Source organism: Advenella mandrilli (genome assembly GCF_016595155.1).
Lineage (GTDB): Bacteria > Pseudomonadota > Gammaproteobacteria > Burkholderiales > Burkholderiaceae_B > Advenella > Advenella mandrilli.
Map to the genome: position 1 here is coordinate 89,299 of NZ_JAENGP010000004.1, position 22,498 is coordinate 111,796.

28 protein-coding genes, 1 tRNA gene and 1 pseudogene are annotated in these 22,498 nt (G+C 49.0%); 10 read left to right on the plus strand and 20 right to left on the minus strand.

Going from position 1 to position 22,498, the window contains the following annotated elements; all coding sequences use genetic code 11:
- Nucleotides 1-72: 72 nt before the first annotated feature.
- The 8 genes from catA to JHL22_RS04875 all read left to right on the plus strand — a co-directional run bounded on the left by catA (nt 73) and on the right by JHL22_RS04875 (nt 7,829).
- Entirely contained in the window at nt 73-993 is a 921-nt protein-coding gene (gene catA / locus JHL22_RS04840) for a catechol 1,2-dioxygenase (RefSeq protein ID WP_200234515.1), read from the plus strand.
- 85 nt (nt 994-1,078) lie between these two features.
- A complete protein-coding gene (gene benA, locus JHL22_RS04845; protein WP_200234517.1) occupies nt 1,079-2,434 on the plus strand; it encodes a benzoate 1,2-dioxygenase large subunit in 1,356 nt (451 codons plus the stop codon).
- Complete coding sequence (gene benB / locus JHL22_RS04850) at nt 2,434-2,925, plus strand: benzoate 1,2-dioxygenase small subunit (protein WP_200234519.1); 492 nt, start codon at nt 2,434-2,436, stop codon at nt 2,923-2,925. Before benA ends, benB begins: the two co-directional genes overlap by 1 nt.
- Before the next feature lie 82 nt (nt 2,926-3,007).
- On the plus strand, nt 3,008-4,024 hold the full coding sequence (benC, locus tag JHL22_RS04855) for a benzoate 1,2-dioxygenase electron transfer component BenC (protein ID WP_200234521.1): 1,017 nt from the start codon (nt 3,008-3,010) through the stop codon (nt 4,022-4,024).
- Between the two features lie 3 nt (nt 4,025-4,027).
- The gene (locus tag JHL22_RS04860; RefSeq protein ID WP_200234523.1) at nt 4,028-4,819 is read left to right on the plus strand and encodes a 1,6-dihydroxycyclohexa-2,4-diene-1-carboxylate dehydrogenase; all 792 of its coding nucleotides are present in this window, start codon (nt 4,028-4,030) and stop codon (nt 4,817-4,819) included.
- A 6-nt stretch (nt 4,820-4,825) separates the two neighbouring features.
- Complete coding sequence (locus JHL22_RS04865) at nt 4,826-6,061, plus strand: benzoate/H(+) symporter BenE family transporter (protein WP_200234525.1); 1,236 nt, start codon at nt 4,826-4,828, stop codon at nt 6,059-6,061.
- Between the two features lie 124 nt (nt 6,062-6,185).
- Nucleotides 6,186-7,511 carry an MFS transporter gene (locus JHL22_RS04870; protein WP_200234526.1) on the plus strand — a complete coding sequence of 442 codons (1,326 nt, stop codon included), beginning with the start codon at nt 6,186-6,188 and terminating at the stop codon, nt 7,509-7,511.
- A 75-nt stretch (nt 7,512-7,586) separates the two neighbouring features.
- Entirely contained in the window at nt 7,587-7,829 is a 243-nt protein-coding gene (locus JHL22_RS04875; RefSeq protein ID WP_200234528.1) for a DUF2789 domain-containing protein, read from the plus strand.
- A 157-nt stretch (nt 7,830-7,986) separates the two neighbouring features.
- Here JHL22_RS04875 and JHL22_RS04880 read toward each other — a convergent pair whose 3' ends face one another.
- Entirely contained in the window at nt 7,987-8,193 is a 207-nt protein-coding gene (locus JHL22_RS04880; protein WP_200234530.1) for a dodecin, read from the minus strand.
- 235 nt (nt 8,194-8,428) lie between these two features.
- Between JHL22_RS04880 and JHL22_RS04885 the strand changes: the two genes are divergently transcribed.
- A tRNA-Leu gene (locus JHL22_RS04885) sits at nt 8,429-8,513 on the plus strand.
- A gap of 138 nt (nt 8,514-8,651) precedes the next feature.
- Nucleotides 8,652-9,638, plus strand: a complete 987-nt coding sequence (locus JHL22_RS04890) for a tyrosine-type recombinase/integrase (protein ID WP_200234532.1) — start codon at nt 8,652-8,654, stop codon at nt 9,636-9,638.
- Between the two features lie 48 nt (nt 9,639-9,686).
- Here the strand turns inward: JHL22_RS04890 and JHL22_RS04895 are convergent, their stop codons facing one another.
- The 19 genes and pseudogenes from JHL22_RS04895 to JHL22_RS04985 form a co-directional block, all read right to left on the minus strand.
- Nucleotides 9,687-10,157, minus strand: coding sequence for a hypothetical protein (locus JHL22_RS04895; protein ID WP_200234534.1), 471 nt, complete (start codon nt 10,155-10,157; stop codon nt 9,687-9,689).
- Nucleotides 10,147-10,761, minus strand: a complete 615-nt coding sequence (locus JHL22_RS04900; protein WP_200234536.1) for a glycoside hydrolase family 19 protein — start codon at nt 10,759-10,761, stop codon at nt 10,147-10,149. The genes JHL22_RS04895 and JHL22_RS04900 overlap by 11 nt, the downstream gene beginning before the upstream one ends.
- Entirely contained in the window at nt 10,748-11,008 is a 261-nt protein-coding gene (locus JHL22_RS04905) for a hypothetical protein (RefSeq protein ID WP_200234538.1), read from the minus strand. Before JHL22_RS04905 ends, JHL22_RS04900 begins: the two co-directional genes overlap by 14 nt.
- The gene (locus tag JHL22_RS04910) at nt 11,001-11,321 is read right to left on the minus strand and encodes a hypothetical protein (protein ID WP_200234540.1); all 321 of its coding nucleotides are present in this window, start codon (nt 11,319-11,321) and stop codon (nt 11,001-11,003) included. Before JHL22_RS04910 ends, JHL22_RS04905 begins: the two co-directional genes overlap by 8 nt.
- A 66-nt stretch (nt 11,322-11,387) precedes the next feature.
- Nucleotides 11,388-11,618 (minus strand): hypothetical protein, encoded by a 231-nt coding sequence (locus JHL22_RS04915; RefSeq protein WP_200234542.1) that lies wholly within the window; start codon nt 11,616-11,618, stop codon nt 11,388-11,390.
- Between the two features lie 9 nt (nt 11,619-11,627).
- Nucleotides 11,628-13,694: a hypothetical protein gene (locus JHL22_RS04920; RefSeq protein ID WP_200234544.1), complete on the minus strand. Its 2,067-nt coding sequence runs from the start codon at nt 13,692-13,694 to the stop codon at nt 11,628-11,630.
- Nucleotides 13,695-13,771: 77 nt separating this feature from the next.
- The gene (locus JHL22_RS04925) at nt 13,772-14,326 is read right to left on the minus strand and encodes an HI_1402-related protein (RefSeq protein WP_200234546.1); all 555 of its coding nucleotides are present in this window, start codon (nt 14,324-14,326) and stop codon (nt 13,772-13,774) included.
- Between the two features lie 6 nt (nt 14,327-14,332).
- Nucleotides 14,333-14,899 carry a hypothetical protein gene (locus JHL22_RS04930; protein WP_200234547.1) on the minus strand — a complete coding sequence of 189 codons (567 nt, stop codon included), beginning with the start codon at nt 14,897-14,899 and terminating at the stop codon, nt 14,333-14,335.
- 3 nt (nt 14,900-14,902) lie between these two features.
- Nucleotides 14,903-16,642: a hypothetical protein gene (locus tag JHL22_RS04935; protein ID WP_200234549.1), complete on the minus strand. Its 1,740-nt coding sequence runs from the start codon at nt 16,640-16,642 to the stop codon at nt 14,903-14,905.
- Nucleotides 16,639-17,394: a discoidin domain-containing protein gene (locus JHL22_RS04940; RefSeq protein WP_200234551.1), complete on the minus strand. Its 756-nt coding sequence runs from the start codon at nt 17,392-17,394 to the stop codon at nt 16,639-16,641. The genes JHL22_RS04935 and JHL22_RS04940 overlap by 4 nt, the downstream gene beginning before the upstream one ends.
- Complete coding sequence (locus JHL22_RS04945; RefSeq protein ID WP_200234553.1) at nt 17,391-19,739, minus strand: tape measure protein; 2,349 nt, start codon at nt 19,737-19,739, stop codon at nt 17,391-17,393. Before JHL22_RS04945 ends, JHL22_RS04940 begins: the two co-directional genes overlap by 4 nt.
- Nucleotides 19,740-19,771: 32 nt before the next feature.
- Nucleotides 19,772-19,936 (minus strand): annotated as a pseudogene (locus tag JHL22_RS16185) (phage tail assembly chaperone); the annotation flags it as partial.
- An 11-nt stretch (nt 19,937-19,947) separates the two neighbouring features.
- Nucleotides 19,948-20,307 (minus strand): hypothetical protein, encoded by a 360-nt coding sequence (locus JHL22_RS04955; RefSeq protein WP_200234557.1) that lies wholly within the window; start codon nt 20,305-20,307, stop codon nt 19,948-19,950.
- Complete coding sequence (locus JHL22_RS04960; RefSeq protein ID WP_329610637.1) at nt 20,307-20,711, minus strand: phage tail tube protein; 405 nt, start codon at nt 20,709-20,711, stop codon at nt 20,307-20,309. Before JHL22_RS04960 ends, JHL22_RS04955 begins: the two co-directional genes overlap by 1 nt.
- 36 nt (nt 20,712-20,747) lie before the next feature.
- Nucleotides 20,748-21,119 (minus strand): DUF3168 domain-containing protein, encoded by a 372-nt coding sequence (locus JHL22_RS04965; protein ID WP_200234561.1) that lies wholly within the window; start codon nt 21,117-21,119, stop codon nt 20,748-20,750.
- On the minus strand, nt 21,116-21,544 hold the full coding sequence (locus tag JHL22_RS04970) for an HK97-gp10 family putative phage morphogenesis protein (protein WP_200234563.1): 429 nt from the start codon (nt 21,542-21,544) through the stop codon (nt 21,116-21,118). The genes JHL22_RS04965 and JHL22_RS04970 overlap by 4 nt, the downstream gene beginning before the upstream one ends.
- Nucleotides 21,541-21,864 (minus strand): phage head closure protein, encoded by a 324-nt coding sequence (locus tag JHL22_RS04975; protein WP_200234565.1) that lies wholly within the window; start codon nt 21,862-21,864, stop codon nt 21,541-21,543. Before JHL22_RS04975 ends, JHL22_RS04970 begins: the two co-directional genes overlap by 4 nt.
- Nucleotides 21,861-22,340 carry a head-tail connector protein gene (locus JHL22_RS04980; RefSeq protein WP_200234567.1) on the minus strand — a complete coding sequence of 160 codons (480 nt, stop codon included), beginning with the start codon at nt 22,338-22,340 and terminating at the stop codon, nt 21,861-21,863. The genes JHL22_RS04975 and JHL22_RS04980 overlap by 4 nt, the downstream gene beginning before the upstream one ends.
- Complete coding sequence (locus tag JHL22_RS04985) at nt 22,321-22,497, minus strand: hypothetical protein (RefSeq protein ID WP_200234569.1); 177 nt, start codon at nt 22,495-22,497, stop codon at nt 22,321-22,323. Before JHL22_RS04985 ends, JHL22_RS04980 begins: the two co-directional genes overlap by 20 nt.
- Nucleotide 22,498: the final 1 nt, after the last annotated feature.

Consider the following 22,498-nt stretch of genomic DNA (forward strand, 5'->3'; position numbering starts at 1 on the left):
GCAAAAATCAGCACGCAAATTGTATCAAAGACATTCTTTTAAATACAAACATTTAATTCATAAGGAGACATTATGAATCACGCCGATATAGACCTATTGGTCACCTCTTTCATCCAGGATAAAGCCGAAAGCGATGTTAACCACCGTGTGCAGACGGTAGTCACCCGCTTGTTGGGCGATCTTTTCAAGGCGATTGAAGACCTTGACTTGCAACCTTCGGAAATCTGGCAAGGCCTTGAATACCTGACCGATGCCGGAAAAGCCAATGAATTGGGATTGCTGGCGGCCGGACTGGGCCTTGAGCGTTTCATTGACATCCGTTCTGATGAAGCCGAAGCTAAACTTGGCCTGACGGGCGGGACCCCCAGAACGATTGAAGGCCCATTATATGTTGCCGGCGCACCGGAAAGTATAGGATTTACCCGTATGGACGATGGCAGTGAAAGCCATTTGGCCGACCCGTTAATTCTTGAAGGTACGGTTTATGGTGCCGACGGCCAGCCACTGCAGAATGCAAAAGTTGAAATCTGGCATGCCAATACCAAAGGCTGCTATTCTTACTTTGACAAATCACAATCCGCCTTTAATTTGCGTCGCAGCATTTATACCGATGCCAACGGTCACTACAGGGCACAAAGCATTATGCCTGTAGGGTATGCCTGTCCACCTGAAGGAACCACCCAGGCCCTGCTGGATATGCTGGGCAGACACGGAAACCGCCCCGCACACATTCATTATTTCATTTCCGCCCCCGGACATCGCAAACTCACCACCCAAATCAATATTGATGGTGATGAATACCTGTGGGATGACTTTGCCTTTGCCAGCCGTGAAGGCCTGGTTCCTCCCGTCAAAGACATTACAGACCCGGCCAAAGTCAAGGAAAACAATCTTGACCGCCCTTACAAAAATATCGTCTTTGATATTCGTTTGCTGCCAGACGTTGAACAAGCCCCCGCTTCTGTTGTTGAACGTCGCCGTGCCGCTGCGTAAATAAAAAAATTCATTATTTAAGTCCCGTTGCCTGCCGCTTGCGCCTGCAGGCCGGGCAAACTGTTGCCAAAAAAGGAGAAAACAGATGAGTGCCGTCTTGAGTCCTCAGCTTGATATTGATCGCTTGCTAATCGAAGATAAAGAAAAAGGCGATTATCGTGTTCACAGAAGCATCTTCACCAACGAAGCGTTTTTTGAACTGGAGATGAAACACATTTTTGAGGGAAACTGGATTTACCTTGCCCATGAAAGCCAGATTCCCGCCGTCAATGATTACTACACCACCCACATGGGCCGCCAACCCATTATCATTGCACGCAACCGTCAAGGTGAGTTGAACGCCTTTATTAATGCCTGCTCCCACCGGGGCGCACAACTGTGCCGGTTCAAACGCGGCAACAAGGCAACCTATACCTGCCAGTTTCATGGCTGGACATTCAATAACAGCGGCAAACTGCTTAAGGTAAAAGATCCGGTTGAAGCCGGTTATCCGGAATGCTTTAACAAAGAAGGTTCCCACGACCTGAAAAAAGTGGCCCGTTTTGAAAACTATCGCGGCTTCCTGTTTGGCAGCCTGAACGAAGATGTGCCCCCCTTGCAGGAATTTCTGGGGGAAGCCGCAACAATCATTGACATGATTGTTGACCAGTCACCTGATGGCCTGGAAGTACTGAAAGGTTCTTCCACCTATACCTATGAAGGCAACTGGAAGCTGACGGCCGAGAACGGAGCCGACGGCTATCATGTAACTGCGGTTCACTGGAACTATGCGGCAACCACCAACCAGCGCAAGGAAAAAGAAGCCCAGGAAGATAAAATCCGTGCCATGAGTGCGGGCAAATGGGGGCAACAGGGTGGCGGTTTTTATGCCTTTGATTACGGCCACATGCTGTTATGGACGCAATGGGCCAACCCTGAAGACCGCCCGAATTTCCAGAATAAAGAACAATATATCAACCAGTTCGGCGATGAAAAAGCCAAATGGATGATAGAGCGTTCACGAAATTTATGCCTGTATCCCAACGTTTACCTGATGGACCAGTTTGGCTCGCAAATCCGGGTATTACGCCCCATCTCGGTTGATAAAACCGAAGTTACCATTTACTGCATTGCCCCCAAAGGGGAAGAAAAAGAAGCACGTGCCCGCCGCATCCGTCAATACGAAGACTTTTTCAATGCCAGTGGTATGGCAACCCCCGATGACCTGGAAGAATTCCGTTCCTGTCAGGCGGGTTACAACGGCATTGCTATGGAATGGAATGATATGAGCCGTGGTTCCGTGCACTGGATTGACGGCCCGGACGAAGCCGCCAAAACACTGGGGCTTAACCCCGTTTTAAGCGGATTAAAAACAGAAGATGAAGGTTTGTACACCATTCAGCACAGATACTGGTCTGAAGTCATGAAAAAAGCACTGTCACAAAGTGAGGGAGGCAACTGATGAACCCCGTTTCTTATGAAGAAATCCAGCAATTCCTGTTTAAAGAGGCCCGTTTGCTTGATGATGCGCAATGGGATGACTGGTTAAACTGCTATCACAAAAATGCGGAATTCTGGATGCCGGCCTGGGACGATAACGATACCCTCACCACAGATCCGCTGCAGGAAATTTCCCTGATTTACTACCCTGACCGGGGTGGGCTGGAAGACCGTATTTTCCGGATTAAAACCGAACGTTCCAGTGCCACTTTGCCTGATACCCGTACCAGCCACAATATTTCCAATCTGGAAATAGAATCGCGGCAAGGCAATGAGGTCACGGTCCGGTTCAACTGGCATACCCTCAGCTTTCGCTATAAAACCTGCTACAGCTATTTTGGCATGTCGCGCTACACCCTTGATGTATCAAGTGATGAACCGCTAATCATCAAAAAATATATTGTTCTGAAAAATGATTATATCAACCAGCTGATTGATATTTACCATATTTAATACCTGGCAGCCTGCATTCACATGCAGGCCTGAACCATTATAAAAAAGCGTTAACCATAAACAAAAAACAAGGAGAAACGGTGTGGATCATACTATTGCATTGCAGTTTGAGGATGGTATAACCCGCTTCATTAGCTGCCAATCCGGCGAAACCGTGGCAGATGCCGCTTACCGGCAAAAGCTGAACATTCCGCTTGACTGCCGGGATGGTGCATGTGGCACATGCCGCAGCCATTGTGAATCAGGCAGCTATGACATGCCGGCAGAGCTTTATATTGAAGATGCCTTGACAGAAGAAGAGGCCGAACAGGGGTTTGTACTGACCTGCCAGATGCGCCCCACCTCTGATTGCGTCATTAAGATCAATGCCTCTTCCGAAGCCTGTAAAACCGGCGTAACCACATACGAGGGCGTTCTATCTTCAGTCGAGCAGATTTCAGAGTCAACGATCGGCTTTAGCATTAGTCTGCCAGATCCGGAAAAACTTATTTATTTACCAGGGCAATATGTCAACGTGAATATCCCCGGCACAGACCTCAGTCGCTCATATTCATTCAGTTCCGCCCCGATGGATCAACAAAGCAGTTTTGTCGTGCGCAATGTTCCACAAGGAAAAATGAGCACTTACCTAACCGCCCAGGCAGAAACAGGCAAGCCTATTTCCTTTACCGGACCTTACGGCAGCTTCTATTTACGCCCGGTTGTCCGCCCTGCCCTGTTTCTGGCTGGCGGCACCGGCATCGCCCCTTTCCTGTCCATGCTCGACAGTCTGGCGGTTTCCGGCTGCCATTACCCCATTAACCTGGTATTTGGCGTTACCAATGATTATGACTTGGTGGCCCAGGAAAAACTGGATGCATTTTCTGCCAATCACGACTGGTTCAACTATACGACCTGCGTCGTGGCAGAAGAAAGCCAGCATCCCAGAAAAGGCTATGTGACGCAGCATATAGAGCAAGAATGGCTACACCAGGGCAATGTTGATATTTACTTATGCGGCCCGGTTGCCATGGTAGATGCCGTACGCAACTGGCTGGAACAGGAAAACCTGGCACCCAAAAGCTTCCATTATGAAAAATTTTCACCCAGCGAGGCTTGATTCATGAAGCAAAAAGCACGCTTTGAAAATAAAGTCGTTATTGTGACAGGTGCCGCCCAGGGCATTGGCGAGGGTGTGGCCACCGCCATTGCTGCCGAGGGTGGCAAAGTCATACTGGCAGACCGTAACCTGCTGGTCCGTGACGTTGCCAAACGCATCAATGACAATAATGGGCAAGCCCATGCGGTGCTGGCTGATCTGGAAACCTGGGAAGGCGCCCTGGGTGTGGCCAACAGTACGCTTGAGATATACGGAAAAATTGACATTTCCATTCATAATGTAGGGGGAACCATCTGGGCCAAACCCTACCAGGAATACACACCCGACGAAATTATGGCGGAAGTAAACCGCTCTTTGTTTCCCTCGCTATGGAGCTGTCGGGCTGTGCTGCCCACCATGATCAGCCAGCAAAGCGGTGTTATTGTCAATATTTCATCCATTGCCACGCGCAGCATTCATCGCATCCCCTATGCAGCTTCCAAAGGCGGCGTTAATGCCATGACCATGAGCCTGGCAATGGAACATGCCGACAATAACATCCGGATCAACGCGATTGCCACAGGTGGCACCGAAGCGCCACCGCGTCAAATACCCCGCAACCCCCAACCGTTATCGGAGCAGGAAAAAATCTGGTATCAGGCAATTATTGACCAGACGGTATCTAGCAGCCTGATGAAGCGCTACGGCACTATACAGGAACAGATCAATGCCATTTTATTTCTGGCCTCTGATGAAGCCAGCTATATCACTGGCACCATCCTGCCTGTTGGCGGCGGTGACATGGGAATGGGGTAAGCAATCATGAACGGCAGACTGGATAACGTAAATAACGGGCAGGAATATCCCTTAAACAAAAAAAACACTGACTGGTCAATTTCCGCTATCGTTTCCGGATTCCTGGCCGTGCTTATTTCCTATGCCGGCCCCCTGGTCATTTTTTTCCAGGCAGCATCCATGGGCAATATTGCCAATGACATGATGGTTTCCTGGGTCTGGGGCATATCTATTGGTGCCGGCATCTCGGGTATTTTTCTTAGCTGGTGGCTTAAAGTACCTGTGGTAACCGCCTGGTCTGCCCCCGGCACTGTCCTGCTGATTTCCCTTTTTCCGGAAATCACCATGAGCCAGGTAGTAGGTGCTTACCTGAGCTCGGCCTTTCTGCTGTTCATCATTGGCATAACGGGCTATTTTGATAAAGCGGTTCGCCTGATCCCCCAGGGCATTGCCGCCGGCATGATTGCCGGTATTTTATTGCAGTTTGGCCTGCGGGCATTTGAAGCCAGTGCCCTATCGCCCCTATTGTCCCTGGGAATGATTCTGGCCTATATCCTGTCCAGGCGTTACCTGCCCCGCTACAACATTGTTATTGTGGCCATTGTTGGTTTTAGCATTGCCTTTTTGCTGGACAAGACCAACCTGAGCATGCTGTCTCCCAAACTGGCCATGCCAATGTTGACTGCCCCCGATTTTGATTTCGCGACATTCTTAAGTTTTACGATTCCACTTACTCTGGTCAGTCTTACCGGCCAATTCCTGCCGGGCATGACTATCCTTAATCTGGCGGGTTACCGGGTACCGGCAAAAGCCATTATTGTCATTACCGCACTGGCCTCTATGCTGGTTGCCTTTACCGGTGGCATCACCATTGTCCTTGCTGCCATTACGGCTGCTATCTGCACCGGAAAGGATGCCCATGAAGATCAGAAAAAAAGGTATATCGCCGGTATTTCAAATGGTATTTTTTATCTTGTCGGTGGGCTTTTTGCAGGCACCATAGTGATGCTTTTCACGGCGTTGCCCAAGGAGCTGATCACCATTCTGGCCGGACTGGCCTTGATTGGCGCCATTACGACCAACCTGTCCATCGTTATTGAAGACACCCGGCACAGGGAAGCCTCACTAATTACCTTTCTGGCCACCGCTTCAGGCATGACAATGTGGGGACTGGGCTCTGCTTTCTGGGGGATAGTTATCGGTCTGCTGGCATTTTTCATCATAAGCCGCAATACCCCCTTACCCGAAAAAAAATCATCATAAAAACAAGGCGATCCTCAATCCTGGAAACGCTTTTTAATTAAATAAAAAACTCAATTAAATAACAAAATTTGCAGTGACATCATTAAAAATAAATTAATAGTTATATCAACAAGGAGGAAGGAAAATGAGGAAAATTGACATCAATCATGTCATTGACGAGGCAAAATTCAGGTCATTTCACTGGAATGTATTGTTCTGGTGCACCCTGATTATTATCTTTGACGGTTATGATCTGGTCATTTACGGTGTAGTTCTGCCAATTCTGATGGATCAATGGCAGCTGACACCCATCGAGGCAGGCTCATTGGGGAGTATTGCCCTGTTTGGCATGATGGTGGGGGCCATGACATTGGGTACGGCCTCCGATAAGTTCGGGCGCAAGAAAATGATCTTGCTCTGTATTGTCTTATTCAGCCTGTTTACATTTCTTTGCGGCTTTTCCCAAACACCCACTCAATTTGCCGTCATGCGATTCATTGCAGGCCTGGGCATTGGTGGGGTCATGCCTAATGTGGTTGCGCTTATTTCTGAGTATGCGCCCAAAAAAATCCGCAGTACGCTGGTTGCCCTGATGTTTAGCGGTTACGCAATAGGTGGCATGCTATCGGCCGGTCTGGGGATTTGGATTGTGCCAACATGGGGATGGGAAATCATGTTTTATCTGGGCTGCATTCCACTGATCCTACTGCCCCTGATCATGAAAATGCTGCCTGAATCGCTGGGTTTCCTGCTAAGGGACAATAAAGACACGCAGGTTAAAGCTATTCTGGCAAAAATCGACCCGCAAATCATTGCAAGCAATCAGTACGAGCTGGTCAGGCAAGACGTGGTTACCAGGAAAATACCTATTCTGGACTTATTCAGTGAAAAACGGGCCATTAGCACAGTGGCTTTCTGGATCAGCTTTTTCATGTGCCTGCTCATGGTATATGCCCTTGGCTCCTGGTTGCCTAAACTGATGCAAACGGCTGGCTACCCTTTGAAATCGGGTTTGATGTTCCTGTTTGCCATGAATATCGGCGGCATGGTGGGTGCCATCCTGGGAGGACGAATGTCCGATAAATTCAATTTGAAGAGTGTACTGGTCATCTTCTTTATTCTGGGTGCTATCGCCATCACCTTGCTTGGTTTCCGCAGTAACACCTATTTCCTGTATTTTCTGGTGATGATTGCCGGTGCAGCCACTATTGGATCACAAATCCTGCTTTATACCTATGTTGCGCAATATTATCCCATGCATATCCGTTCCACCGGCCTGGGCTGGGCGTCGGGTGTGGGAAGAATTGGCGCCATCGTTGGCCCGATGCTGGGCGGAATATTAATGCAGCTAGGCCTGCCCCACTACCAGAATTTCATGGCTTTTGCCGTTCCAGGTATTATTGCCGCACTGGCCATTGCCCTGGTGGGATTGAAGTTTTACGATACCAGTAAAATTGCCGTTAAGTCTTAAAAACTGTAGGTATTGTCAAACCCGAGAAAAGGTATTAAAAAGGTTGTTGAACAACAACCTTTTTAAAGGATAACTATGGAAATGTCATACCACCGTTTTTCGGAGTTATTTGCCCAGCTTGGCTTGCCGTCCGATGAAGCTGGCATACGAAACTTTTTGGTTCAACACTCTCCCCTTCCACCTGAAATTTTTCTTGAGGATGCCCCTTTCTGGAACGAATCGCAGGCGGCCTTTCTTAAAGAAGAAAAAATTGAAGACGCCGATTGGGCTGAAGTCATCGACCAGCTAAATAGTGCACTAAGAAAAAAAGTGAACTAAGAAAGTATTGGCTTAAATGACGCGTTATCAATTAGTTGGCTTACTGTTTACCAGGGGACTATGTCTGGTATCACGCCAGACGTAGTCCCCTTGGTTTTAGTTTATTAAATCAGCCTGGCAATGATGCAATCTGCTTAAGCCGATAGGTTGGTGTCCATCAATCAAGCGTAAAGCCCACTTTAATGGATACCTGCCAATAGGCAACCTTGCCCTCTACCACATGTCCACGTGTTTCTGTTACGGTAAACCATTGAATATTCCGGATGGTTTCATGGGCTTTGGCCAGTGCGTTACTTACCGCATCTTCAATAGATGTTTTGGATGATCCAGTCAATTCAATTTGTTTATATACATGCTCACTCATTGTGTTTCTCCTTGATCTATGGGTCGTAAAAGATATGTTATGCTGTTGTGCTTATTTGATCAAGAAAAAACGATCCGATAAGCTTCGGAATAAAATTTCATTGTTATTTATTAATAAACACGAAAAATGTTATTTTTTCACAACATAAAATTTACAAAAAGCATAAATTTAGCGTTGTGAAATTATTTATCTTGCCAAGAAGAGGTAACATGAACTATATTACTTCTTCTTTGTTGCGAGCGTGGCGGAATTGGTAGACGCACTGGATTTAGGTTCCAGCGCCGAAAGGTGTGAGAGTTCGAGTCTCTCCGCTCGCACCACTTAACTTAAACTTGTTGATTGCACTCAATCAATAACTATCAAAATCAACAGTTTAACGTGTGTAGATGCAATTTATTTGGTGTATATTATCAAATAAGTTAAGCAAAACTCCCCATAATCTACACAGCGAACTCCCCATGGCAAGTATTCAAAAAGTCAAGAACGGCTATCGTGTCCAGGTATCGATAAAAGGCAGTCGTTCGTCAGCGTCTTTTCCGACAAAACGCGAGTGTGTCGAGTGGGCAGCCAAGCAGGAACTGGAAATAAAAGCGCCTGCTGAGCACAAAACTTTTAAAGATATGATGGAAAAATATCTTGACGAAGTCACGCCAACAAAAAAAGGCGCTCGATGGGAAGAAATCAGAATCAAGAAAATACTGGCTGAAGAAGAAAATTATCTTTCTGACATGACTGTTGGAAAGATCGGCAGATCTGATATATCCGATTGGCGAAATAGAAAGATCGCATCAGGGCTATCTGGGTCATCCATCGTCAGGGAATGGGCCATCATATCAAATGCATTCAATACAGCAGTTCGCGAATGGGAATGGCTTGATGTAAACCCCATGGCGACAGTAAAAAAACCCCAAGGCAACCCGCCCAGGGACCGACTTATTAATGACGATGAAATCAAGATGCTAGATCATGTCACTGGCTACAGTGAAGAATCTTCTCTTTTGACGGTTACTCAAAGAGTTGGTGCAGCCCTGCATTTTTCCCTTGAGACCGCCATGAGAGCGCAAGAAATATGCCTGCTCCAGTGGGATGATATTTACGGCAGAGTAGCAAAAGTCAATACATCAAAAACAAGGGCTGGGGTCAGGCAAGTCCCGCTGTCCAGCACTGCACTTGCTATTATTGAACGGCTCCGCGCCGTCAATGGCGATAAAGAAACCGTTTTTGAGGTCACAACATCCCAACTTGACGCACTGTTTCGAAAGGCCAAGAAAAACGCAGAGCTTGATGGATTTACATTTCATGACAGCCGGGCAACCGCCATTACCAGGCTGGCCAAGAAACTGGACATTCTTGATCTAGCTAAGATGATAGGACACAAAAACTTGTCGATGCTGATGGTTTATTACAGAGAAACCGCCGAAGAGATTGCTGACAAGCTAGACTGATTGGAATGGAACAATAAGCCAAAAATCAACCCGCCTCGAGCGGGTTTTTTATTGCTCAATTACGGCTGATTCAATCACCCGCGCCCACCCCTGCCCTATTCTGAGCCGCTCAACGAGCCCGTCAGCGTCTCTTGCCACCGCTTCATATTCTCGGATGCTTTCATCGAGTATGCCCCAGCAGGCGGCAGCGGACGCATGAGCTCGGGCGGTGGCTTGGGCAGTTGCAAGCTGGCGTTTCTGATCTGTGATTGTCCTGCGCAGCCGGTCAGCAGAAGAATGAGCGCTGGCAATAGCAGCGTCAGATATCTGTTTTTGTTCATTGGCATCATGTCGGACTTTCTCCATTTCTGTTTGTGCGGCAATTTCTGCTGCCCTGGCCTGCTCGTTAAGTTTGGCCAGTTCGAGTTTGTAGGCGGTTTGTGCGGTACTGTGCCCACGCTCGTACTGCAACTGGCCATAGCCGAAGCCCGCAACAAGAGCCGCCGCAATTCCAATCCCCAGTATTTTTCTATCTAACATTCAGCGCTCCTTTTGCTCGCTCAAGTCTTGCCCCACGGTCGTTAATGCCGTTTGTGCCACCGTTGACCCTGCGCGTTACACGGGCAAGTGAGTCCTGATCTGCCAGTTCGTTAAGCCCGTTCGCCTGCCACCACCAGGCTGCCGCCTCGGCCGCATAAGCCGGATCAGTGCGCAGTCGTTCGGCTGATTCATCAACTCCCAGACCAAAGGCGCGGGCAACAGCGCTGTGATTATCTTTTCCTGTGATTTGTATTAACCCGGACCCACGATAATTCCAGCCATCGCCAGATGACTCTGGGCCATTACCCATACGACTTGCGTAAACGCGGTTTGCGATTGCCTGCTTGTTACGTGTGTATTGCTTTGCTGTCGCTGCATTAAAATATTTTGGAAACACAGACAGCAGTCTGTCTGATGAGTAGTTAAAATTTTCTTCGAGCGTTCGGAATCCGCCCGATTCATGTCCGACTTGCGCCAGAAAATGCGCCTGCCTCAAAGGGGTGGCGATGGCAAATTCTTGCATTGCGGTTTTAACCGGTTCGTACCATTTATCAACAAATGCGTCGGTCAGGCCAGCGGCTCGTTTAAATTCATTTTTTGTCATGATGTTTGTACCAGATCGTTTTTTTGATTGTGGCCACGGCATATAACGCCAGGGCCGATGAAATCATGGGTTCGTGCGGATGCGCCCAGCCATGCTCCCAGACCAGCCAGAGCCTCCAGCAGAGCCAAATGGAGATAATAAAAAGAGCAATGCGCTGCAATAAAGATGCGTCGAATGTGCGATTAAATGCCCCAACAACGATGCACACAAGCACCACAATATAGGTCAGCATCACGTACTCACTCATCGTCATATCTCCTTTTTCCGAAGCGTGACCGAACGACATCAGATATCAATTTTCCGATGCTGAGCGAGTACCATTCTTCAACGCTCTTATCGACAATCGACATCGAGAATAGACCGATCATAAAACCCGCCAGCCCTTCCGGAATGCCCCATGTTTGGGATACATAAGCGCCGCCATAAAACGCCGCGACACTACCCAATATCGTCAGCCCGGCCTTTCTTTTCCACCCGCCCCGGATAAAAAATAATGCGCCTGCGCTGCCGATCGCGCCCGGGATTAACTGCCTTGCCGTGTCATACCAGTCTTGTGGCATGTTGTGATCCCCATAAAAAAAGCCCCGGTAAAGGGGCGATAGGCGTAAAAAAAACCGCCGAAGCGGTCAGGTTTCTGGATAAGGGTTTTCAGACTGAATCTCAAGATAGCGAGCAATGCCCTGATCCCTAACCACCTCCCAACCCTGTAAATCCATTTCTTTCATTCGCGTGGCTTCGAGAAAATACCGATCAGACCCCGTTTCCGGGTCTGCGTATGCCAGCGCCCTGCGCTTTTCGATTGTTTCTCTGGCCCATTCTTCGTGGGGTTGTTGTGGTGTAATTTCAATATCTTCCATGATTGCTCCTTAAATTACTCGAAAGCGAGGACGAAACCCGATGCCCGTGCCCGCATTCGCGCGCGAGTCGCGGAAGTCCATAGCACCCGCGCCACCAAACGGCCCGCTGAAGAAAGAGCCGCCGCGAGACGCGAAGCGTAAGCCTTCGGCATTTTTATAAAAATAACCGACAGGGGCCAGACTGGCTGATGCCGGCACGACAAGGCCCCGCTTTAGAATGAGAGGCGGGTCTGTGTATGGTCTTGTCGAAAACGTGCCGTTTTCTGCTGCAGCGTAGGCTGTGTCAATAAATTCAGATTCTAAATATATGCCGTTATCCGGTGCAATTTTGAAAATATTGTTATCCAGAATTAATCCGGAATTAAACTCTCCAACATTGCCAGCAAGATCATGAATGCCGCTGGGTGTGTTGTTGTGTGACCAGGTTGCGGGCCCGCTGCCAGTGAGCGTTCGGCCGTTTGTGTTTGTGCTGCTGCCCGGAACAGCATCAACGACACGGGTACCGGTTTCCCATCGGTTTGCATGACTTCTGCCGTAATTCGTGTTGCCGCGAGGTTGAAAACCGTTAGCCATGCACCAAAGCGCAATGGCCGACCAATCCCAGTTGCTCATAATGTCCCAGCCGGCACCCAGTGCTTGGCATTCTGCACGGCTTTGGTCGAAGGTGCGTGATACGCGTGGATCTCTGCCGGGCTGGCAGACAATTTCACCATTAACCATTGCTCCTGGGTATGCGCCGATGAAGATTTCACGGGCAGGAGTGCCATTGAATAAAAAAGCCGGGTGTAAGCCGGTACCTAATTCGCCACCGGGGGCGACATCTTCAAGGTTGTACGCGGGCTGCCGGAATAGATATGTGACTTGACCGCCCGGGGTTGTTTTAACTACCTGTCCAGGGATGGCATAAGCAGACAGGCCGATAGCAATTTCTTGTGCGGTTTGCAATGAAATAGCCGCATTTTCTTCCGACGCTTTCGCGTTATCTTCTGACTGTTTTGCGGCCAGTTTTGAATCGTTAGCATTGCTTTCACTCAAGGCGGCTGCATCGGCTTTTTGTCCTGCGGTTGTTGCAGAGGCACTGGCTTTATTAGCATAGTGCAATGCTGAATAAAGACCCCCTTCAACTGGCGCGTTTTCAGGATTACTTGCCCACTGCTGTGCTTTCGTTTTGCTGGCTGCTGCATCGTCTGCTGATCCGTCGGCTTGGCCTGCCGATTGCTGTGCTGCTGCGCGATCTTCATTGGCTGAAAGTGCACTTCCCGCGGCATTGCTGGCACTTTGCCCTGCGGCTGTTGCAGACCCAGATGCGGCCAGTGCTTTTTCTTCGGCAATACCCTTTGCAGTTTCTGAATCCGCTTTACTTTGAGCCGCTGACAATGCAGACTGATCAGCTTTGATAGCATGATGCTTTGCTGAGTATCGGCCTGCCTCAACTTCGGCATCTACCGGATTATCTGCCCAAGCTTCGGCTTTGTCTTTTGCCACCACCGCATCATCTTTAGCTTCACCAGCGTTTTGTTCGGACAGCGCCGCCGCGTTCTTTGATTCCAGTGCGGACTGAGCTGACGCGCCGGCCTCTTGCGCTTTGGTGCCTGCCGTTTGTGCTGATTGCCCGGCATTTGACTCAGACAACGCTGCGGCTTCTTCACTTGCAAAAGCAGCATCCGCAGAACTTTCAGCGTCCACTTTCGCAGCCTGCGCAATGACCGATGCTGCTTGTACATCCAGCAGAGCCTGCAAGGATTGGTCAATCGGTGGATACGGCTGCGCAATAGCAATGTCCGTGATAACTACCGGCACATCTACATCAGGCACCACGATGACCAGATTCAGCACTGAAGCTCGGCGGGTATACGCTCTCACGATGTATTGTGACTGACCTGATCCCCGCGCATTTGGCCACAGCTGGATCGAAAATTTACCGTCAGCATCGGCTTTGATAAACGTTGATGTTGGGATAACAATGCCGTTATCGGTTTCGGGGCGGTTTAGTGTTGCGTAGCCCTCAACGCCAGCGGCTGGGGTCCCGTCCGGATTGTAGATCTGGCCGGTGACTGTGACTGTTTTTAATGTCATTTTAGGTTTCCATTAAATAAGCCCCCAAGTGAGGGCTTGGTGTATTTCTTGAGTGTCGATATTCGTAATCATATTTTCTACCACGTTATTTCAGCAATTTTTTTGACTGCATCTACGTCATCGGGATTGATTGAATTGATCCTCGTCTCCAACCTTTGACGCTTGCCTGCAATCTCTCCAGATGCCACTGAAAACGCTTCTGCGTTACTCAGGACGCGCTGAATAAAATCTTCTTTATCAATTTCACGGGCAGCACTGGCAGCATCACAGAACGGGGTTTCTGTCTGATGATCCACGATGAACCGCTTGGCCTCTTCGACCTGCGTGGGCCAGGACGCAACCTCGAAGTCCGGGTACCTGGCGATATACTGATCGGCAGCCTTTTGTGCCGCAGCCCGGATTTCTTCAATTTTTTTCAGCTTGAAGGACTGAAAATCATGAGTGATAACATCGTAAGTCACAACAACCCGTTCTTCTTCAACCCGCCACTGGTCAATATTTTTTTCGTACAGATACTGATAGCGCGAGTCGTGTTCTGGCTTTTCTGAAGCATCAATGGGAATCAGCTTGACGCCAGAAGCCGGGCGTGATGATAAAAACTTGATTTTTTTGTCTACAACATGCGCAAACATAATCCCTCACATCGTTAAATTAGCAACGTTACCACTGCAAATTGATACGTTTTTTATCCACCAAAAAAAATCACCGCCAAGGCTGCCGTTTCGAGTGACTTCTAACGTTACCCAGTCTCCTTTGCTTGCTGAAAAATTCGTATTTATTTCGACATCCGTATCAACCGGAAGCGTTTCTGAGTAACGTGCATAAATCTGAGTGCCATTTAAACGAATCCTGAAATCACCTGTACCGCCACCACCGCCTCTGGCAATTGTTGCGTAGATACGAAAAACGCCGCTGGCCATCAAGATAGAGCGGTCCTCTCCGGCATGATTCGGGATCATTCGAGTGCCTGAGTCTTGGCCGGCGTAGCGTACCTCAAAATCAGTGCCCGGCGCTGATAGAAAGGCCCCCACAATATCCCCGGCATAAGAAACAGTTTCGTTTGCCAACGCTGTTTGTATGCGTGGGGCTGCGGAATCGCCTTCAGCAATAGCTTTTGGATTGTCCCGCAAAGCAAGTGCATCTACGCTTCTTGCTGGCTTGCCCACCTCTAAAACGCTATCTGGTATATTTGTCCAAGTTGCCATTACTTAACTCCATAAATATTTCTTGCCATCTTCTTGTTCTCCGTTAACATTGCCCCACCACATGCCCAAGAAGCGCTGCTCTTCCGTTGCTCCGTCGTAATCCGGCGCATTGTTTGCCATCCAGCGCCCGAAAAGCAGCCCGATTTCGTATTCATATTTTTCAAGCACATACTCTGTTTTATGCCCAGGCTCAACTTCTTCAGCACTGATAATCTGATACCTCGTCTCCTGTGGCTCGCCAGTGAAATCAACAATCGCAATGTGTGTCATATCGACAATATCGCCCGTCCAGAAATGACGGTCTTTAGAATCTAGTTCTAGCGTTACGTACTTCGGCATGTCTCTGAATCTGTTTAATAAACGGGTTGTAATATTGATGGCCTGGGCCTCAGTTTCAATCCACCGACTGTAAATCTTTCGGATATTCGAGTCGCCATACTGCTGGTCGCTTTCTGCCTCCAAGTCCGCCCGAACGCGCAGGCGCGCGAAGTTCTCTTCGTTTGTAATTTTTTCAGTCGGGTCGATTTGCCCGAAAAACACCCAGACTTGACTGACGCGGGCCTTAGGCTCAACCTTGATTTTCACGCTGTCAGAGATGATGTTTTTGCTGTCGTTGATACGCGGCACATCTTCGTAAATCGGCGGCTTGATTGTTTCCAAAAGGATTTTCTGCTGTCGCTCATCCCACCAGACGTGGGTTAGTGACTGCTCAGCAAGCTCAGAAATCAAACTGGTCACGCCAGTGGGCTCGGTGATAATCCCAGTGAACGTGTATTGTTGTAACCATAACCCCGCTTCAGCTTGCCAGGCATCATAGTCAATCCAATCTGGATCCACAGATCCGTATTCTGTCAGCAAGTCATAGATGATTTCATCTACTCGTATTCCATCATATTGCAAGCACAACTGAACCCTATCCTTCAGTTTGTGCTGCTTCTGCTCAGAGCCCATCACTGCCCGCGAAATGCCGGTCAATTCAATTTCTGTTTCGCTGACTGTTGTCACGCCGGTGTATGACATCAACTCACGCCCGACCCGGACAACACCAGGGGCCGGGTATTCGCCGGCATCAGCGCCAGTCACGCGCAATTCAGTAATCGGGTCTTCTGCCGTGTAATCAATAATCAACTCGCCATTGCTGGGCTTGGGCGCTTGTGATTTATCGTCATCGGCAAGTTTGAGCATGTCTTTTGCCGTGACGGTGACCTTCCCTCGATCTGGCCCGGTGATCTTGTCAATGATGTACGTTCTTGTCGTCATCTCTGCTAGTGGCTGTCCGGCATAGCCATCACGGACTCGAATAATTCGATTGTTATAGTACGGGGCTCTGGCCAACCATTTGCCCCAAAACGTCCCGCGATTCAAGGCATCATAACCACGCGTGCCAGCGTATTTATCAACTAAATTATCTGAATGCGGAGCATCTTCAAATGAAACAGTTAAAGACGCTCTCATTCCCAACGGGCCGGACTGCCTGCTGCCGCCACCGGGGTTTATGACAGTTGGCGCCGTGGATACCGACATAACAGACGGTATTGCGTAGATGCCCGGCGTGTTTGCTTGTCCTTTCAAAGAAAATGTTAATGTAAGTGGCTCTGGGTTGAAATTGACTTCGTCCTGGCAGGTTTTCAGGGTATTGAAGCACTTCCCCTGCGGCCCCAGAGCAGCCGCGCAAGGCGATACCCCGAACGAGTGAGCACAGAAGTCTTGGTCAATCTCAACGAAGGTTACCGGTTCTCTCATGCGATGGCCTCGATCTGGAATGAGACGGACATAAGATCACGCTGGCCTTGATTTACCGGAGTAATATCTGAGTTGCACCAGCCGTACAGCACCTCCTTTGGAAACCGTTCTGGCTTCCAGGCAATGAAAAATGGCCGCGACAAGGCGGACTCAACGAAGGGGTCTAATTCATCGCGCACCCACTGGGCTTCAAGATTCCTAAATTGATAAGTGGTTGCGTAGCCTTTTCTTGAGATTGATCTACCTAAAAACTGCCCGGTTTGAGATATGTTTGGCAAGATATCCGTTTGCCTTGCAAGCAAACCAGGAGAGTGGCCGCCGTATAGCTTGCGCTGCATTGTTAAAATATTGCCGATGTAAATCACCCCGATTTCAGCAACCTTGCCGATCCCAAAGCGCCAATATCTGGCGCTAATCGCCTCGAATACATACATAATCGGACTATTATCAACAGGAATGATCGCTGTTACCTCGGACCATGTCGTGCCATCATCGCTATGACTGATAACGACAGCTGCTCCGATTAATGTGTGTGCTGCAATGCCCACATAACCAACAGACTGAATCGAGCCAAGGTCAATATCAATATTTGCTGGTGCGACTGCTGGCATCCATCGCTCGTATGTCATCGGGTTAAGTACGGCTGAAGCAGGAAAGCCAGGCACGGACGTGCTGGCGGATGCTGATTCTGATAGATTCTGCCATCCAATCTTTGGCCGTTTGTCGGTGATATGACTATCAAAATAAATCATGCAAGCCTCAATGTTGCGCCGTCGGAAACCGCGTCGTTAATATGTTCGATCAATTCGCGGACTTGTTTTTTACTGTATGTTTCGCCAGTCATATTAATCGTTACGATGGTGTTGGTTTTTGGTGCCTCTGCCGCTACTTCTGAGGCCGCCGAGTTTGATGATCCGTAAGAGCCTGATGACCTATAGCCGCTTGATCCGCTGCTACTGCCCCCACTGGATGATCCTACACTGGCGGCTTCCATCAGTCCGGACGCAACAACAATGCCGGCCTGCACCGCGCCCATGGCGGTTACTGCTGCCTTAGCTGCGGCGGCACGAGCCAAAGACGTTGGATCTCCGGGAATTAGTTGAGATGCAAATGCCAGCATGCCCACTGTCGCGGTTGTAACTTTGATTTGAGCCAAGGCCTGCATTTTTTGTAGAGCAATTGCTGCTATTGCAGCCGCTTTTGACTTCTGCCCCAGTTTTTGAAGCAGCCCAATAATTGAATTTGTCAGCCCCTCTTCTACTCGCTCTCGGTGCGCTGCGGCAGCATCTTGCAGTTTTTTGCGCTCATCGATGCCCCTTCGCTCCTCTTCTGTCAGTGCATCTTGATAGGCCGCCTCAGCTTCAAGCATCATCATCTTGTATTCCTCATCGGATATCTTGCCTCCCTCTCTCAATGCTGCAAGTTGCTCGATACGAGCCAGGTACTTATCGTTAATAAGCTGAGTCATCATATCTTCATGGGCAGCCATGGCTTCAAGCTTGGCAAGACCAAATTCCTCGTCTTGCAGCATTCCAGCCTCGAATTGCTCCATTAGCAACTGATTGCGGCGCTCGTAATCGGTTTCTTCGCGCCCCATTCGATCATCCAGGAATTTCTGATATTGATTCAACCTACGCTGGTATTCACGGGCTTCCTTATCCTCGCCGTCTCTCCCGCCTTTGCTGCCTTTTTTGTTTTTGCTGCCATCTGCCGTTATTGTGTCGAGAGTGGTTACAGCCGATCCGGATTGAAGGTCGTAATCAAATGCATTTTCAGATGCAGTCAGGCCCCTATGCATATCAAAACGACCCTGCATCTTGTCAGCAAAATCAAAATACTTGCTGGCCGCCCAGTAAGCCGCTTCCATGTTCGCAGTGATGGATTGAATGCTTTCCATTTGGCCACCACCGAAGCCGCCAAATTCAATGGCCGGGATGCCTGCAATACTGCTGATTGCATTGATGCCACTCACGATCTTGCCGACCATGTCGGACGCAAGGCCGGAAATTGCATTGAAAGCATTTTTAAAGAGAATGACTAAATTATCATTCATGGTAGTGAAAACGCTCTGTACGGCCGCCGCAAAGCCAACAAACGTATTAAGTAGTTTTTGCAGCTCTTGGGCTGACTCAACAACATATTCTGCAATGCTGTCGTAAGCGTTATCAGCCATCTCCTGGGTCTTGCTTTCAATTTCACCGAAAACACCAGTAAAAAAACTTTTGATGTTTTCCATTAGCGAGCTAATTTCATCTCTGAGAAATTTGAAATCAGAAACCACGCCATCCACTGAATCAGCTATATCGTCAATCCAGCTTGATAAATTATTGACTGCCCCGGCAACAGACCCGCTGGCACCAAAAGCGGAGTCAAATTCGCCCACAAGCCTTGTTAGTGAGTTCCCGACACGGGTGAAGGCAGCGCTTATTGGTTGATCAATTTTTGCAAAATCCTCCGCGACTGATGGGGCCACTTTTTGCAATGCTTCAATCAGCCGCTGGCTGGTTATCTCCCCTTCAGCCGCCATCCCTTTGAGCGCGCCAATAGGGACGCCAAGGCCTTCAGCAATAGCAGCGGCAAGCGCCGGCGTTTGTTCCATCACTGAGTTAAGTTCCTCACCTCGCAGCGCGCCTGCCGCCAATGCTTGACCGAACTGAGTGAGGGCGGCTTCAGATGCTGCAGCAGAAGCGCCGGACAAGGCGACTGCTTGGGTAACGGTCTCCGTGATATTGGATACTTCGTACAGATTCACGCCTAATGCAGCGGCGTTTTGAGCAAAGCGTTGGTAAACCTCTGCAACAGTGCTAATGGCTTGGCCGGTGCGTTGAGCAACATTAAATACATCTTGCGTGGACGACCTGAGCTGCTGAGTGCTGTCAGTGACAAGCTTTAGTCTATTCTGTAGCCCGGTCCATGCTTCGGTGTATTTGTAAATCTCACGCACCGCCAGGGATGCAGCAAACGCCTGGCCAAGCCTAGCCACAGACGTGACAGCCTTGTTGACGTCGGTAGCAATGGAATTGACGCCCTTCTTCAGGTCTTTTGTGTCTGCGCCAATTCGTACGAATAAAGCGCCAATTTCTGTGCCTGTTGCCATTTATTCACTCATAAAAAAAGGCCCGAAGGCCGTTATTGAATTAAGTCGTACAATTCGTCCAGCTCAGCTTCTGAAAGACTGATTGACCTTTCTTCTTTGGGCCTTTTCTGTTTATGGATGATCCACCACTCCTGTGGTGTCATCTCCCAAAAATGACCCGGCTGTATGCCCCACTGCCCGACAGCCAAGCCATAAAATGCAGACCAGTCTACTTCCGGGGCTTCTTCGTAGTTTTCTGGTCCAGCTCCTTTCCCTGCTCACCTTCGCTTGACTGAGAGGGGAATGCGGCAGTGATGATTGCTTCGCTCATTTGGCGAACCATTGTGATATCCAAATTACACAGCGCAACGTAAACATCCTCATCGGTAACATCCACTCCTTTGGATTGCAGGAAGATAGCCACAGCCGCCGCTACGTGTGTCATTTTTGGCTGGCCTGTGGCCAGGCTGTTTGCCAGGGCGGACAGGGAAACATGCTGCTCAACTTTGTTAAGCAGCCGCATGGTGGGTGTGATCGAATAATCAACGCCCTCCCATGTGATAGTAATTTCTTTAAAAACTGCGGCCATTATGGTGTCTCCGGTGTATAAGTAAGCTCGCCACTAGATGTAATCGTGGCACTGAACGTGACGGCTTCGTTATGTGGGGCGCCCAGCTCAACGCTGCCAATATGAAAATCGCCAGAAACTTTACCCCAGCCCGGGAAGTTCAGTTCATAATCAGAAACCAATGCGCCACCCGCACCAAGGGCAAGCTTAATAAGCGTGTCGTCTTTAGCAACACCCTCAACCGACATTTCCATGGATCGCACTGCTGGATCAGTGCCCAGGAATGTGGTCCATCCGTCGTCGTCGTCGCTGGTGATGTCGATCGGCTCGTTATTCATGGTCATGGTCTTTGTCTTCATGCCCATGATTGCTGTGCCGCCTGCTGTAGGTGTAAACGTGACCTTGCGGCCTACCATAGCTGTCATATCGCTACTCCATTAAAAATGACCCGTAATGGGCCGTTAAATGTTTTCTGTTGTCAGCCGGAATCGTATAATTCCGTGCCTTGTTATGCCATCTGGGTCAAGCAGGACGTCTTGATATTGAAAGATGCAATCAATCACATGAGCGCCTGAAGCCGACAACTCGCGCCGATTAAGGATCGAATAGATGTCGCTCATGATGTCCTTGACTTCTTTCATGCCGGAATACCTGGACCAGATGTGGATTGTCAGTTCTGTATCAAATCCGGTACTGTCGTCTGTATCAAAAGGGACTGAATCATCCTCTCCAATGATCACATACGGAAACGACGCGCCTTGCGGAACATCATCATAGACGGCAACCTGCAGCGCGGTTAGTGCAGAAAAAATAGCATGCTGAATTTCTGTCATTTGCCCACCTTTGATGCTGCTTTCTTTGATATTTCTTTGAGCCGCTTATTCCAAGCCGACCTTCTCCCGCGCAGAGACTTTCTCAAAAACGGCCTGGCTTTCATATTGACCGTGCCGTATTCAAGAAAGATAGAATATAAAAGATCGGATCCAACGAATCCGGACAAGCCTTTTAAATCTGTCCTCATGCTGCGCACCAAGTCACCGGAATCCGAGTTTGGTGGCTTGCCTGGCGCTGACGTCCATCTGCCACCAGATTTTGCCCCGCGCGAGTTCCGGCTGATTGATTTAATTGCGGCTGTTTTGACTTCTTCTGCCGTGATCTTGACAGAGTCTTTGATTTCGTCATCCATGTTCAAGCCGAACTTGCGTAAGTTTCGCTGAAGCTTTTCAACACCAACTATCTTTGCTCGTGGCCCACTCATGCCGCGACACCTTCCTCAACAAGCAGTTCAAGCCGCTCATGTCGGTTATTAACATCGACAACCGCCCTGATTTGGTAACGATTGCCGTTATACAGGATTGAGTTTTTTGCAGTAACTTTGTGATGGCAGTAAATAAACACACGATGCATGATGCTTGACTGCAATTGCATGGCCTGAAGTCTTTCATTCATAGATCCGTGCCTCCATTCTGCCCAGCATGAATAAATGGTCCGCCAGTTTTTTGAGCCGCCGCCCATTCCATCATCAGTAATGACTTCTTCCTGAATCTCAATGCGGGCATTTAATCGTCCGGCTCTCATGGCATCTGCACCACTCGAAAACTGTTCAGTAGCTCAGGAACGCCAGTTGGCAGCCTTGCAACGGACACCCCAACCACATCGGACTCCCTGTTTTGGAATAAATTTCCAAGTGTCAACAGCATGGCGGCATAAATAGAGCCATTAATAACAATTCCATTTATGACCCGATATGCTGAAATTCTGGCCTCCAGATATTTTGATTCGGCCATTTGAACCATGATTTCCCTTTGCCCGGCATTGCTCATAGACATAGCTGTCTGTAATGAGGCATTGTAGGCATCATAGGCGGCGCCAACTTTGCCTGGAATCTCTGCCTGTGCTGCATCCAGCGCTGCTTGATCTTCGAATACCGCCCGGTTCAAGTAGGCAATCACACTGCTTTCGGCTGCGTGTATATAAGCCAGCATTTGTTCGGCTGGATAATCCGCCTCCAGCCGGCAATGCGCCAACGCCTCATCAATCGTTATCAGTGGCATTTTCTTTTGCCTTGCGCGGTGCTGGCTTAACATCAACAGCGCCAACTTCCTTGGCAGCATCCAGCAATTCATCAGGGCATTCATCGCCCTCGACAAACTGTGTCGGGTAAAGATCGCCCTGCTTGCAGCCTTTAAATGGCTTGATGAATTTCATCATG